The following is a 14,942-nucleotide window of genomic DNA, read 5'->3' on the forward strand; positions in this document are numbered from 1 at the left end:
CCATGTACGAACTTTCCTAACCTCAACTGCAATGGGCACGCAAGAACCCGTCACAGGAAAACCGAGTCATCGGGTCAACTATAGTGCCGCAGCCATCACGCAGGATATAAACATAATGTTTAATCAGGCTTTGAATGGATGAAACAATTTTTACTCATCGAGCATGCCGGGCTGCGATGCCTTGAGCCCCATTTCTGCAGCTATGCGTTAAAAAGGTAGGAGCTGGACAACACGTTGGCATCGCTTCGCCTGGTCGTGCGCTTTCTCGGTGAGAAATGCAAGGCAACGTGATGGTCCATACCGATTACTGAGATGACGTGACCCAGCCCGGCGGCTGCACGATCCTGTGACCGTCGGTACTCGGCGTTGCCGCTGTGACCATTCAGCGTGGCGATGCCGCAAGCGAGTAACGCATCGCCCTTCTTGGGCGTGACGGCAACGCCAGGGGGCATGGGCCGAGCATGCGTCATGAGGTTCAGCACGTCCGGCCTAATCGGTCTTCCAGCGCTCCCGATTTCAGCGGCGGGGGTGATGCTTGGAGGTTTCCCGTATTGCAGTGCACATATAGCGCACTGCAATACGGTCCTGTTCGGACAAACTGCGGTAGTGTTCCAGCAGGCTGGCTTCCTCTTGGTTCAACGGTCGAGGAAACAGTTTCTGTTTGAGTGATATCAGTGCGTAGAAAACTCGCACCAGGTCGAGTTGAAGCGCCATGCCAACTACCTGCACGTAGGGAGGACCATTTCAAGGGTTACTGCTCTTTGTCCGTGCACAGGCGCGAGGTCCAGGCCAGCAAGCGGCATTGATCGCAGTGTAGAGGGGGGCTGGCCAACTGCCAGAGGGGGCTGATTGAATTTTCCAACTGCAGGACCTTGCCTGATAGATGAGGTGCGCAGCCGCAGGCAGAACGAAATAGAGCCCCGAATCGGGGCTCTATGGGATGAAGCAAGGTTGTCTACCACCCTTCATAGCTGAGCAGCAGCGTGGCGATGATCTGTCGCGTTTCATGTCGAGCCTGCACAGATCCGCCCTACGCTTGAACGTCCACTTTGCCCAGCAGCTTGCTGCCGTGTTCAAATTGCCATGAGCATCGTAGCCGTAGCGCCGGGTACTTCCTGCTCCGTCTGTGACCTGAACGGGCAAGGCCCAGTGGCGGAGATAGCTTATGCGTTCGCTTCGCCCAAGCGGGTCACGCGTCTCGATTAGACGCCCGATATCGTCCTAGCTGTATTGCCACTCGCCGCCCTGCGGATCAGTTCGTTTGATCAACTGCCCAGGGATGATCTCTGCTTGCCAGCAGTTCCCCATCGCATCGACATGTTTGTAAACGTCGTACATGTGGATCTCGATAGCGGTGAACTCCAGGCTTCAAATAAACTGTAGGAAAACAGCCTTCTGTTTGAAGTCCGTCGTCATATCACCCAAATTATCCTACATGTATTTGCACGCATACCTGTAGATAGAATGTTTCGAATTATTAAATTTTATTATTCATGGTGCCCCTTCATGTAGAGCTGAGAATATGAAGAAAGCTATTGAATGTGTCAGAAATTGGGAGTTTTTCGCTATCGCTTGGTAACCATAGGTAAACGCGGCCATTATCGTCGTTGTTTGTTGATAGTAGGAATAGGTTGCCGCAGTCATCATAGGCAAATGGTATGAGTCCGGCTAGCGAAGGGGTGCTTTTGACTAGTTGTTTGTAGACGTTTTCTATCGTGGCTTCACCATATTTTATTGATAAAAAACTATTTATTAGAAGCTCGGATTCGGAGTGTTGTTTATCATCAATGAAACCGCCGTTATTGGTCAGATAAAAGTTCATGAATTCACTTGTTGGGTGTGCATTTATTGATTGTGTGAATTCAAGAAAGTCGCTTTTGGATATGGGTTGTTCACTTTCTATCAATTTTACGGGCACGGTTTTGCTCCTTTAGAAAATCTGGCTGGATGTGTATACCTCTTGCCTGTCACGGCTGCGTACTGACTTACGCCTCCATTGTGAGTTATCCCGAGGTGTGCGGTCTGTTTTACAAGCTGCATGGTCCCGCGATTGGTCTGGGCATTATAGTCGTCAACGTGATGCCATACATACCCTCTAGGAGTTGATTTTTGATTCAATCCTGCTTTGGTGTTCGCTGCCTGCGCATCCAGCGCATAATCCCCAGTATATTCAATGGTTACCACAGGGTTGATATTTTTCTTTGTGTAAAGTGCATTGCTGTTTCTGTAGTCAAGGCCGCCGCTCTGTGTCTGCTCTACACTTGTGAAACCAAGTTCTAGTAATGCAGAAATTGGATCATAGGCTAAGCCTAATGGGTCGACGAAACTAATTGAATTGGGGGCATATTGATAAAAATTTATACCTCCGGAAAGCCCTATGGGATCAGGTTGGGTGAAGTGACCAATGCTTGGGTCGTAAAATCTATATGTGTTGTAATGAAGTCCGATTTCGCGATCGTGATATTGTCCTTGATTTCGCAAATTTTGCTCTCGCGATTCTCTTTGATCTTGCCATTGCTCTCTAATTTCCCCCCCAGCCGCAATAGTCACTGCGCCAGATAGTGGCGCCGCTTTCGTCGGTCAGCTGTTCAGGTTGGCCTGCCAGATTAGTGTGGAAATGCTGGATGCTTTCTTTTCCGTAACCCCCATCAATTCGAGCCAAAGGCTCATAGCTTTTAGAACTGGTGTAAACGTATAGACTAGATAGGCCGTTCTGAATTTCCTGTAATAGGCGTAACCCCTGCCAGTGAAACAGGACTCGCTGACGAGGTTCCGAGTGATCGCTTTGATAAACTTCCTTGCTGATTCGCCTTCCCAGAGGATCGTATCGGAACATAACACGTTCACGCTCACCGCTGCGGTACTGGTCTACGCATATCAGGCGTTGTTCGGCGTCGTACTCGAAGTGCTGTACCCAGTTACTTCCAATCCTTTTTTCGCACAATCGCCCAAATCGGTCATAGCGGTAGCGCTTGTCCTGATAGACCAGCACACGGTTGTGCTTGATTAAGCCGTGGAGCTTCGGTCCGTCGAACAAGTTACCGGCCTTGTCGTACTTGAAATCCTCAACCTGTGTCGCTTGCCAGTTGGGGCGAGACTGGTGGGTATTCTGCAGCTGTTCGTTCGGATCGTAGCCATAACGGTTGCTGCCGGTGTAGCTCTTGCCTGTGTGAGGCGAACGATGAAAATGGCCAATGATCTGCGCAAGGTGCGCGGTGTCATCAGCTGCAATGTCGCCAAGGCTGCGACGTTGGGTCTGGGTCAGTACTTCGGCGACGAGGTTGTCGCTGGCGTCATATCGATAGGTTTTGTCCAGTAATGGCAGAACTTCAGCGGGCGCATCGCGGTAGTGGATTGCCTTGCCACTCAAGCGCCCGCTTTTGTCATAACGGGTGCGCGTAATCAGGCTACCTTGGGTACGCATGACTTCGTCATGCACGGCATCACGCTCGAAGTCGCTGATGACCCGGCCGTCCAGGTTGATCTGGTGCAGGTGCCCACTGCCGTAGTAGAGGTAATTGATATTGCGTTGATCGGGGAGGGTGAGCGTCTGCAGGTTGCCCAACTCGTCGTAGCGATACTGCAACAGCCCGGCGCTGTTAGTTTCGCTCAACAGTTGTCCTACGGGGTCGTAGGTGTATTCAAGCTGCTGTTTTTCACCCTGATTATTCGTGAAAATGATGGACAACAGGTTGTCGGCGGTGTCGTAGCTGTAGTCGGTAATGCCATCCTCGGTGCGCTTGCTCAGCAGGCGGCCGACGGCATCACGTTCGAAGTCGTGGCGAATCGGCGTTGTCCGCGTTGCTGGGGCGTTCTCGGACAATGGTGCTTGTTCATGGGGAGAGAGCACGTGGGTGAGGCTGGTGACCCCATCCAACATGTCGTATTCATAAATGCGACCACTGCCATCCAAGTCTTCCTGCGCGATCAGGCGGTCCAGTTTGTCCCAGCCAAAGCGATATGATTCATTGTTCTCGTTGGTGAGCTGTAGCAGTCGGCCATAGGCGTCATAGCGAAATCTTACGCTATGACCCATGGCGTCCAGCCGTTCGATCACACGCCCGCTGCGGTCGTAGCGAAATTGCAGCTTCTTTTGCGCAGGATCGATGTAGCGCGTCAGCTGGCCGGCGGTATCAACTTCGTAGCGGTCGATACGACCATCGGGCCGTTCGCTTTCTATGAGGTAGCCGCGAGCGTCATAGCGGAAGTGGGTCTGCTCTCCGCGGGCATTGATGCTTTCGCTCAGGCGACCCTGCAAGTCGTAGTGGTACAGCGTCTGGTTGTTGCTGCAGTCGCGATAGCTGAGAAGCTGGCCACGGGTGTTCCAACCCAGGTGCTTGGTCTTTTCGATGGCATCGGTGACGCGGGTAACACGACCTTCCGGGCTGTATTGATACTGCGTGCTCCGGCCCAGTGGGTCCTGCTCCCACAGCAAATTGCCATGAGCATCGTAGCCGTAGCGCCGGGTACGTCCTGCTCCGTCTGTGACCTGAACGGGCAAAGCCCAGTGGCGCAGATAGCTTATGCGTTCGCTTCGCCCAAGCGGGTCACGTGTCTCGATCAGACGCCCGATATCGTCATAGCTGTATCCCCACTCGCCGCCCTGTGGATCAGTTCGTTTGACCAACTGGCCGGCGACGATCTCTGCTTGCCAGCAGTTCCCAAGTGCATCGACATGCTTGTAAACGTCGTACAGCGGGCCCCAGAAATAGCGATCTATACGTCCCAGTCCGTCTGTTACGAGGGTTTCGCCTTCTTCGAGGTTGTACTCGAACTTGTACTCCTCCCCATCGCTACCCCAGTGGCGAACCACCCGCCATTCGTGGTCAGATTGCGGCTCAAGCAAAGGTGGCAAGCGATAGGGTGTTCCGTCCGCCCGTCTTGGTGTAGGACGTTTTTCAGGAATGGTGTAGCGTGCCCATGCGTACTCGCGGACGGCGCCGCTGGCCAGTTGGTGACGCTTCAGATAGCCCTCTTCGGTATAACCGAAGTTACGCACCACCTGGCCCGTTGCATCCAGAACTTCTTGCAACTGCCCACTGTCGGTATAGCTGTAGCTGACCAGCAGCTCGTTCCGCTCGATAGCGGGCTCGCCGTTGTTTGACAGGAAGAGCCGCGACACCTTGCATACGCGCCTTGTATGCGCAGCATCATAGTGAAGCTGGACAACCGTCTGGCCGTACTTGTCATAGAGTGCTTGCAGGCGACCTTGTTTGTCGTAAAGCACATCTACGTAATTGAGATTGCGGTCGCTCAGCCTGATGAGTCTTGAACGACAGGGCTCGTGCGGGTCGACATCAAAAACCTTGTAGCGTCCCTCATGAATGTCCTCGACAACCGTTTGGCCATCCTCCAACTGGAAGAAAGCCAAGCCGTCCACAACACTGACAAAGGCATCGCCGGCGCGCAGGCGCCCGAGTTCCAGGCGAATGCCTTCTTCATCGACGTAAATCCACAACTCGCCGCCTTCAGGATGCGGGACGCGGACCAGTTCAACTTCATAAGGAACACTCCAGCCCTTTCCGAACAGGCCACCATTGCGAGTGTCCCTGCTATCGTAGCGGCGAGCCCATTCGATACCGAGCAGGCCAGGGAGACTGAAGTCAGTGTCCTCGGGACCGTCCTGGAATTTGCTACCCGTGGCTACAGCAACAGGGTTGCCAGCCTTGCAACCTTTAATGCGCCCAAAACGTCGTGAAATAAGTATCCCAGCAATAATCCCGGTAAACATCGCAACCTTGCTTTTGCCATTGCGAATATCCCGAACCGTCGCTGTCCCGCCGCCAAGGCGTACATTCGGCGATACCTTCTCATTCACATCGATCGTGGCATCGCAGGTGGTCTTGTCACCCGATCGCGCGGCAGGCTGGCCGTTGATGAAGACCTTGTCCGACCCTTGCGCAATATGGTTTTCGGGCAGAGGCGGGTGGCGGCTGCATGAAATCTTGTCTTGCTCTTTGGATTCCGCGCCGGGGTCCTTTGGCGTGGTGACGGGCGGGTTGAAGATGTCGCGGATCGCCATGCCCAGCCCCACCACCGGGAGCAGGTAGGGCACCGCCGCCATGGCCATGGAACCCACGTTCTCCAGAATCGAAGGCTCTGCTTGCTCGGCGTCGGTCGCTCCCCCTCCTGGCGGCCCTGTGATACCGGCTGCGCGAGCGGCGGGCTTGCTGTTGACGAACACGTTGTGTGACCCGCTTTCGATCTTTCCGTAGGGATCGGGTGCATCCACGCTGTTGCCAAGGCTGTCGCAAAAGCGGGAGATGGCGTCGCCGACAGTCTGATCTTCACCGACCGAAAGGGTGCTCATCGCACCGACCGCCACCCCCGCAACGGCGGCGATGGCGATGCCCGCTGCGCCCCCTGTCGCGACAGTACCGACAACGGCCAGGCTGATAGCGGCAGCCACGGCGGCGGTGGCTGCGGCATAAATGACGGCCTCTGCAACGGCACTGACCATTTCGGCGATCAGGGACGGATGCAGGATTTCATCGCCCATGCGGGCGGCGTGAACGATCTGCGCCATGGCTTGCAAGCTCCAAAAGTTCTGAATGAGGTTGACCTTGGTGGTGAAGGGTTCAGGTGAATCGGAGCTGTTGTTTGATTGCGCGCCAGTGCTCGATGTCATCGCTGCTCAAAGGGCTTGGCTTGCTGTAATTGATCACTAGCAGCCGGTGCTGACCTGGAATCAGGCAGGCGGCCTGGAGCTGGAAATTGGGCTTGTCCCCTACCTTGAATTCAATGGCCATTTCGCGGGCTTCGACGGAGTGTTCACCGCCCCCCAAACGCGCGATCTTCGTAGGTGTGATGGTCATCGCCCCGGACTTTTTTCGCAGCATCCGCAGTTGGTCATCGATGGCTTGGTCCAGGGTCTTGTCGTTGCCGACGGGGCTGCGCGCCATTACCAACGTGGTGTCTCGGGCACGAAAGCGCAGCATGTTGAGCGTCAGGTCTTCAGGTGCTTCCTCGCCCAGGTTGAGGATCAGGTCGTGAGTCAGGTATTCCGTCATTGCGGGAGTCCTTTCAGGAGGTCTTTACGTACGGGCAAGTGCAAGCAGCTACTTGAAATGCCCATCCACATCGGCTTTCAGTGCACTGCTATCGCGTCCATCCGCTGCGGCACCTGCCGCTCCGCCCTCAGGGTTGAGGTCGAGCTTCGCTGCGGGCGTGTTGATCTGCCCGGTCTGTTGCCCGGTGAGGTTGAAGGTCTCGCAGGTGATATTGAGCGTGCCGTTGGCCTGCATCTCGATCAGTGTCTTGCCGCACTTGAGGCGCAGGGTGTTGCCTGCTTCGATCTCGTAGTCGCCGGCGATGAGGTCGTTTTTGCCGCCGCCGACTTTCAGGGTGTCGTTGGCTTTCACTACGCGCAGGCGATTGCGGCCGATGGCAACAGACTCGTCCTGGCCAATGCTCTGGGTGCGATCAACACCGACGGTGAGAGACTGGTTGTGGTTGACCTGGGTGTTCTGGTCCTTCTGGGCATGGATGAACACCTCTTCCTTGCCCAGTTCGTCCTCAAAGCGCAACTCATTGAAACCATCCCCCTTGTGGGTCTGGCTTTTGATGGTCATGCGGGTCTTGTGGTCGGGCAGGTCGTAGGGCGGAAGCTGGTCACGACAGTAGGTACGCCCGGTAATCATCGGCTGGTCGGGGTCGCCGTTGACGTACTGGATGATCACGTCCTGGCCGATGCGCGGGATCGCCATCGAACCCCAACTGCCACCGGCCCAGCCTTGCGACACACGCACCCAGCAGGAGCTGAACTCGTTGTTCTGGCTTTCCCGGTCCCAGGGAAAGCTGACCTTCACCCGGCCCCACTCATCGCAATAGATCTCTTCTCCCTTCGGGCCGACCACGGTCGCCATGTGCGGGCCATCAACGCGTGGTTTTGATAGTGGGGCGGGGCGCCATTCGGTCCGGCCGGGGACCAGCACGGCAGTCTGCTCGTAGTGCGTGCTTACATCTGCGCCGGCGGCTTCTTCCTGCAGGCTGGTGAATTGTTTGCCTTTGTGGGTAACCGTGTTCACCCGCCAATGCGCGTTGAGGTCGTCACGTGGGTGACTTGACAGGTTGAAGCTCAGGCCCGGTTGCAGGCGAACATCGTCACCCTCAACCTCGGCAATACGCACATCGTGGCGCAGCGCAGTGATGCGGTTTTCAGTGAACGGCTTGCCGACCGCATCGCGTTTGTAACGGCCTGGGTAATCGAAGAATTCGTATTCTTTGGACTGATGCTCCAGGAAGGGCCCGGCAGCTCTGTGTTCCTGGCGGTAGGCTGGGTTGGTAAAGGTGTAGTCGCGCTGAACCTGGCGAGCGGTGCGCACCTGCTCGCTGTAGCGCAAGCGGCGAAGGCACGGCATGGCTTGATCGCCACCGCCGGTGGCTTGGTACAGCACGCTGTCAGGGTCTACAGACTCGTCGGCATCAAAGAAGCCCTCGTTGTCATCCTCGGCCTTGATGGTCCCATGGCTGATCAGCCCGAATGATTGCAGCCGATCGGTAATGATCAGCTTGTGCAGCTTTTCACTGTGCGCGAAGCGGTAGACGAAGCCTTCTTCAGCAGCCAGGCGGGTGATGAACGCCAGGTCCGTCTCACCGGCCTGAACGCAGAACTCGCGGACCTGATGGTCCATGCTGGCGTGCAGTTCGTATTGGTTGATGCCCTGGCGCTTGAGCATCAGCTCAATAATTTGCGGAACGGTTTTCTGCTGGAAGATGCGCCAGTTCGAGCGCAGACCGGCACGCGCCAGTTGTGGCTCGACCAACGCGTGATAGTAGGTGCGGTAGAAGCCGCCCTCAGCTTGGCTGAATCGGCTGACCAAGCCAGGTCATCCATATAATTCTCCGCTTAGCCTGTTATGAAACGCCTAAGCTCGTCATTGAATAGTTCAAGGCTGGGGTCTCTGGTATGATTTCAAGAGATTATAGGTTGTCTGGGTGTTCTATCAGTTCCCACTGGCCATTTTGAAGGCGCAAAATGAATTTGGTTGCTGTTACCCAGAGAGTATTTTTGGTTGAGCTTAAATTCTCTATGCTATATTCGTGAGGGGTTGGCAGGCTAGAAGGGATGGCGTTCTCAAAGCTCTTGTTATTCAGTAAGAATAAGCCTGTGGTTGTTCCAATGAAAATTTGTTTATTAAATTGTTTGATGCACCAAAAATTCGTGTCTATTTTTTCGGTGGGTATCCGTTTAAAGCCGTCTTTGTAATTGCCTCTTACAATTGTCCCGTTGTGACCGCAGATCAGCACTTCATCAGTTGAGATGCAATGAATATTATGCAGGTGTTGTCTAGTGCCACTTTTGCATTTGTTCCATGAGGCACCGTTCCAGTGATATATTGTGCCGTTTGTTCCGCAGGTGTAAATGTCTTCCTTGGAAAGCCCGTCTATGCATTGAAAGGTTATAATTGATCGTGATAGCTGAGCAAGGTCTTGTATTTTTTGTGGGGTGTCTGAGTTAATGGTTTCAAGTAGCTTTGATAAGGTTGATGTTGCTTCTTGTGTTATCTGGTAACCGGTTTCTATGCAGTTGCTTTGGTCTAGTTGGTAAATTTGGCCTTCGCCGCCGCAAGCAAAAAATATGTTGTCAACTATGGCTAGTGAAGTCAATTTTGCTTCGCTCTTCTTGGGGATTGCTAAGGTCTCAATGCCGTTGGAGTTGTATATTTCGATTTCACCATTGGTTGTGAGCGAGCATCCAGCTCTTATGGTTTCAGTGTGCGCAGGCCTTAATGCGATCGAGATTACTGTCTTGTGATTAATGTCATGGTAATGCCATTTTTCAGGCAGGTTAAGATTTAGAACGAACATTCGTGTGTGCTCTGTGTTCTCAAGCTTGTCCGCAAAAGATGCGACATATAACATGTCGTCATTGATTGCGCATGCGCTTCCAAAAGTTATTTTGCTAGTACCGTTCATTTTGTTTTCTTCTTTTTTGATGAGTTATAGGCCGCCTGAGCCTTTTTGGGTTTTGGAGCCGAGCTTTGTAATGTCGTCATGGTTTAGAAGGTTTGTTTTGTTGTAAGCACGGTACCGATCGCCGGGTTTCAAACCCATGCTGGTGTGGTATGCGTGTAGCTCTGCAAGCATCTTTGTAGGATTGCACCCGGTTATAGCCGAAGCTGCCATTACGCCAATCAATTCAAGCTCACCTAATGTAGCCGTTCCCTCAGGTGTGCCTCTGCTACCTAATTCTCTCTCAGCTGGGTCATAAATAGCGTGGATCAGACCATGCTCATTTGCTTTGCTACCTTTCTTGGTTGGTGTGCCTCCATCGACACAGATAGTGTAGCCGTTTGCATGTGAAAGCCCACCAGGCACTCGTGGTCCTGGGTTTTTGTTTTTGTTGGGTAGCCTAAAAGCGCGGTCTGCTACTATATGATGCCCTGTTTTTCCAGGTGGGCAATTCTTTCCGTTGCCATATTTGCGAAGTCGGCAATCTCTTTTCTCGCCTTTAGACTTTCCCCCGTTATTTTTCGGGCCATTCGGCTTCCGTTCTGTCGGAGGTGAGGATTTTGGAGTCTTGGCGTGGCTGTTTTTTAGAGATCTGTTTACTTTGCCAGCAGCTTTACCTACAAGTACCCCGCCTTTAGCTGCATCGCCGATAACCGGGATCGCGGCAAAAGCAGCAAGGCCTGCGTTTTCAATATCCCCTTCCAATACATAAATGAACGCGCTGATACCGTCAGGAATAGCGCCCAAGCCTGGTACGAACCCAACTCCGTCCAGTGTGCCATGTACCCACGGGCTGGTTTTTTTCCACCAACTTTCCTTTTCTGTTTCAGCCTCCTGTGGTGGGTTGGCAGATGTAGCTGGAACTTCTGCTTTTGCGGTTTCGCCGACGACACGGCCTATCGTGTTACCGCTGGCGGTTGTCCCACCTGTCTCTCTATCATTGTAGATCTCGGGTGGCGGATAATTCGGTAGTCCATACTCAGGGGCACTATCCTTGAAGGTTAAATATTCCTCATAGGTAAGAGTGTCACTGTAAAGCCGAGTTTCTCCTTGCCACAGCTGTACGACGACATGGTCACCCTGTTGGTAAGTTGCGATGCTCTTAGTGGCGCTGATGGATTTCTGAAATTTGCTTATCTCGATGTTGAGTGGTTCGTCCACAACTCATGCCCCATTCATCCAGAATAGATCGTTATGGCGCACGACCAATTTTCCCTCGGCTCTGACGGTACTGCTTTTCTCTTGGGGGTAGCATCTTCCACCAACGGTATCGCTGATAACCCCTTTGGCTGCTCCCGCCTGATCGCCTTCAGTTTGAGGTACCAAGCTTTTGTCATAAACGACGATGGGTTTACCGTTGACACGTACTGATTTTGCTACATCTGTGGCTGCTTTAAGTTCAGCCGTGACGGGGTAGGGTACTGGTGGAGTAGCACCTCCCATAGGCGTCTTACAAACATCAGGAACGATACTGACAACTAGCCACTTGTCCTGTTTTCGCGCAAGAATGTTCTCCGCCATCTCAGCGTCCCCTGTTGTCAGTTGCGCAAGTTGGCGAGTCCCATTTAATGAGGGGAGCGACTGGATCAGCTTCAAATCGGGCCTCCAAGACACGGATAGGGTCTTGGGAGGGGAGGCTTACTCGATGAGTCAGCGACAGCGTCATTGAGTCGGTGTCGATCAAGAGCGTGTCCGTCATCAGCGGTAGGGGAATCATTACACCGCTGTGCAACCGAGCAAGCAGAAAAGGGCGGTGCCCTGGCAACTCTATGCATGATTGCCCGTTGTGGTTCCAATCGGGGGAGGTGAGGTTGAACAGCTCAATACGAACGTCCGGCCTCAAGAATGCGGTCTGCTGATCTGCCGGCGCTCCGTTCCAATAGCCGAAATCAAAGTCGCCGGGCAGACCTGGCCAGCGTCTGTCTTGCCAGTCACTGTCGTATGTGCCGGCCAAAGCCAGGCGAGGTGCCCAAGCTCGTCCTACGACCCCGAAGCCAACAGGCTGATGATCCAGGGCATTCGAAATTTCAGCCATTTGAATGGCATTGGTATTCCCGTCTGGCTGGGAGGTTTTCAGCAGCCTTTGGATAGGCCTATCAGTCGGTTCAATCTGGGGGGCGGGTAATTCCTCAAGGAGCAGCTCAAGTGAGCTGGCCACTTCAAAGTGACGACGCTCAATCCAGCCTCGACCCAGAGGGTTGCTATAACAGACCTGATTGAGTAGGTAGGGCTCAGGCGTGTGCTCGGGGTAGTGCGGGTTTCCAAAGACACTCGATCCGCCAAATGCGTATTCCCATTGTAATGGTACATTCTTGGCCAATTCGGCTTCGGTCAGATGCCAACCACCCAAGAAGCCTTGCCTAAATACTCGCGGTCCTGTGAAGCGTAGTCGTTTATCCAAAAGAATATTGCGAGTGGGTGCGTTCGCGCGGCGTAGGTTTGCTTCGGCTTGCGCATCACGCCAGGCATAGAGTTGCTGCTGCGTAAGTGGTTCGCCTGCCTTCAAAGGCTTAGGCTGCTCGACCTTGATCTTCAAGGGCGCTGCCGGTTCGCTCAGGCGAATGCCAGCTACCCAATCGCGAGTGGGAGTGCCATTGGGGGCGTGGGCGTGCCCGTTGATGATCACATCGCAGCGAGGCTTGAAGGGGGCTAAGTCGCTTTCCTCTTTTGCGCTGCTGCGCCCTTCCTCACCGAAGTACTGATCAGCCAAGCAGAGTGCTACGGGCTCATCATCTATTACTTGGGCACTTAGGTGCCCGGGCTTCTCGGCGATAGGCTCTAACCGATAACCAACCTTCATCACAATCACAGGATGTTCGACATCCTGTTTATCGATTGCACTGAAGCACATGACGTCAAATGGCGTCAGGTTGCGAAATTCCATCTTGGGCTACCCCTTCAGTTGAGATCGACATCCTTGCCGTTGATTTGCACAGGCCCTGTGGCACTGAAGTCAAAGTTGCTGCCGTTGATCAGCACAGTGCCGTCGGACTTCATCACCAGAGTGGCCTTGCCCACCGTGATGCTCAGTTCGTCGCCTGCGGTTATGCTGAATCTGTTGCCAATCACCACTGACTTATGAATAGCCACTTGCTCACTCTGGCTGAGCCCAACAGTTGTGTTCATGGCCGCGCCCACACTCACCTGGTATCCCGCACCGATGTTCAGGACCTTAGCCAAACCGATGGTTTCTGCCTTGGCCAGCTTGATGGTTTCGGTCTTGTTAGCGCCGATGGTCACGCTGCGGTTGGCGCCAATGCTGATGGTTTCGTTCTTGCCAACCTCTTCGGTGCGGTGGTCGCCGATGGAGATGGTTTCGTTGTGGTCAACCCGTTCACTGCGGTCGTTGCCGACGAAGGTGGTTTCGTTGTACTTGACGATGTTGTTCTGGTCCTTCTCGGCATGGATGAACACCTCTTGCCGACCCAACTCATCCTCGAAACGCAACTCGTTGTAGCCATCACCTTTGTGGGTCTGGCTCTTGATGGTCATGCGGGTCTTGTGGTCGGGCAGGTCGTAGGGCGGGAGCTGATCACCACAGTAGGTTCGCCCGGTAATCATCGGCTGGTCGGGGTCGCCATTGACGTACTGGATGATCACGTCCTGGCCGATGCGCGGGATCGCCATCGCGCCCCAGCTGCCACCGGCCCAGCCTTGCGACACACGCACCCAGCAGGAGCTGAACTCGTTGTTCTGGCTTTCACGGTCCCAGGGAAAGCTGACCTTCACCCGGCCCCACTCATCGCAATAGATTTCTTCTCCCTTCGGGCCGACCACGGTAGCCATGTGGGGGCCGTCAATGCGTGGTTTTGGCAGTGGGGCAGGACGCCATTCGGTCCGACCGGGTACCAGCACGGCGGTCTGTTCGTAGCGCGTGCTTACATCTGCGCCGGCGGCTTCTTCCTGCAGGCTGGTGAACTGGCTGCCTTTATGGGTAACCGTGTTCACCCGCCAATGCGCATTGAGGTCGTCACGTGGGTGTCCGGTCAGCGTGAAGCTGAGGCCCGGTTGCAGGCGAACATCGTCACCCTCAACTTCGGCGACTCGCACATCGTGGCGCAGCGCGGTGATGCGGTTTTCAGTGAACGGCTTGCCCACGGCATCGCGCTTGTAGCGGCCGGGGTAATCGAAGTATTCGTACTCTTTGGACTGATGCTCCAGAAAGGGTCCGGTGGCTCTGTGCTCCTGGCGGTAGGCTGGGTTGGTAAAGGTGTAGTCGCGCTGCACCTGGCGGGCGGTACGCACCTGTTCGCTGTAACGCAAGCGACGAAGGCAGGGTTTGGCTTGATCGCCACCACTGTTTGCTTGGTACAGCACGCTGTTAGGGTCTATGGGGTCGTCGGCATCGAAGAAGCCCTCGTCTTCCTCCTCGGCCTTGATGGTCCCATGGCTGATCAGCCCAAGTGATTGCAGTCGATCGGTGATGATCAGCTTGTGCAGCTTTTCACTGTGCGCGAAGCGGTAGACGAAGCCCTCTTCAGCAGCCAGGCGAGCGATGAACGCCAGATCCGTCTCACCGGCCTGAACACAGAACTCGCGGACCTGATGGTCCATGTTGGCGCGCAGTTCGTACTGGTTGATGCCCTGGCGCTGGAGCATCAGCTCAAGAATTTGTGGAACGGTCTTCTGCTGGAAGATGCGCCAGTTCGAGCGCAGGTCGGCACGGGCCAGTTGCGGCTCGACCAGCGCGTCATAGTAGGTGCGGTGGAAGCCACTTTCAGCCTGGCTGAAGCGGCTGACAAGGCCGTGCACGTAGCGCACCGGGCGTTCGCCGTCCCAGATGGCAAAAAGTACGGGCTTGTCGAGCAGGTGGCCGAAGTCGATATCGTTTTCGAAGCTGATGAGTTTCAGCTCCAACTTGAAGGGCATGCTGATCCCCTCTCGGAGTTCGAACGACACCACTTCTAATTCAGCGTTGCCAACCAGCGGCTGGAAGCTGTAACGCAAGTCAGATTGGCTAGGCATAAGCAATCCTTGTCCGCCGTCTG

Annotated in this window: 12 protein-coding genes; all 12 read right to left on the reverse strand. The window is 54.4% G+C overall.

What is annotated here, in order from left to right; genetic code table 11:
• Positions 1-516: 516 nt before the first annotated feature.
• Positions 517-714, reverse strand: a complete 198-nt coding sequence (locus tag J5M58_RS07930) for a hypothetical protein (RefSeq protein ID WP_133974066.1) — start codon at positions 712-714, stop codon at positions 517-519.
• 219 nt (positions 715-933) lie between these two features.
• The gene (locus tag J5M58_RS27860) at positions 934-1,143 is read right to left on the reverse strand and encodes an RHS repeat domain-containing protein (protein ID WP_243432248.1); all 210 of its coding nucleotides are present in this window, start codon (positions 1,141-1,143) and stop codon (positions 934-936) included.
• Between the two features lie 361 nt (positions 1,144-1,504).
• Positions 1,505-1,918: an SMI1/KNR4 family protein gene (locus tag J5M58_RS07940; RefSeq protein ID WP_207877765.1), complete on the reverse strand. Its 414-nt coding sequence runs from the start codon at positions 1,916-1,918 to the stop codon at positions 1,505-1,507.
• The gene (locus J5M58_RS27865; protein WP_368857199.1) at positions 1,909-2,550 is read right to left on the reverse strand and encodes an RHS repeat-associated core domain-containing protein; all 642 of its coding nucleotides are present in this window, start codon (positions 2,548-2,550) and stop codon (positions 1,909-1,911) included. The genes J5M58_RS07940 and J5M58_RS27865 overlap by 10 nt, the downstream gene beginning before the upstream one ends.
• Complete coding sequence (locus J5M58_RS07945; protein WP_243432249.1) at positions 2,522-6,628, reverse strand: DUF6531 domain-containing protein; 4,107 nt, start codon at positions 6,626-6,628, stop codon at positions 2,522-2,524. Before J5M58_RS07945 ends, J5M58_RS27865 begins: the two co-directional genes overlap by 29 nt.
• Positions 6,579-7,010 (reverse strand): DcrB-related protein, encoded by a 432-nt coding sequence (locus J5M58_RS07950; protein ID WP_112252910.1) that lies wholly within the window; start codon positions 7,008-7,010, stop codon positions 6,579-6,581. Before J5M58_RS07950 ends, J5M58_RS07945 begins: the two co-directional genes overlap by 50 nt.
• A gap of 48 nt (positions 7,011-7,058) precedes the next feature.
• Positions 7,059-8,822, reverse strand: a complete 1,764-nt coding sequence (locus J5M58_RS07955; RefSeq protein WP_243432250.1) for a type VI secretion system Vgr family protein — start codon at positions 8,820-8,822, stop codon at positions 7,059-7,061.
• A 100-nt stretch (positions 8,823-8,922) separates the two neighbouring features.
• Entirely contained in the window at positions 8,923-9,918 is a 996-nt protein-coding gene (locus J5M58_RS07960; RefSeq protein WP_207877767.1) for a hypothetical protein, read from the reverse strand.
• Positions 9,919-9,942: 24 nt separating this feature from the next.
• A complete protein-coding gene (locus tag J5M58_RS07965) occupies positions 9,943-11,115 on the reverse strand; it encodes a hypothetical protein (RefSeq protein WP_207877769.1) in 1,173 nt (390 codons plus the stop codon).
• Positions 11,116-11,118: 3 nt separating this feature from the next.
• Positions 11,119-11,475, reverse strand: coding sequence for a DUF4150 domain-containing protein (locus tag J5M58_RS07970; protein ID WP_207877771.1), 357 nt, complete (start codon positions 11,473-11,475; stop codon positions 11,119-11,121).
• Position 11,476: 1 nt separating this feature from the next.
• Positions 11,477-12,838 carry a DUF2169 domain-containing protein gene (locus tag J5M58_RS07975; RefSeq protein ID WP_207877773.1) on the reverse strand — a complete coding sequence of 454 codons (1,362 nt, stop codon included), beginning with the start codon at positions 12,836-12,838 and terminating at the stop codon, positions 11,477-11,479.
• A 14-nt stretch (positions 12,839-12,852) separates the two neighbouring features.
• Entirely contained in the window at positions 12,853-14,919 is a 2,067-nt protein-coding gene (locus J5M58_RS07980; protein ID WP_207877775.1) for a type VI secretion system Vgr family protein, read from the reverse strand.
• Positions 14,920-14,942 lie beyond the last annotated feature (23 nt).

This window comes from Pseudomonas sp. 32_A, assembly GCF_017490905.1.
Lineage (GTDB): Bacteria > Pseudomonadota > Gammaproteobacteria > Pseudomonadales > Pseudomonadaceae > Aquipseudomonas > Aquipseudomonas inefficax.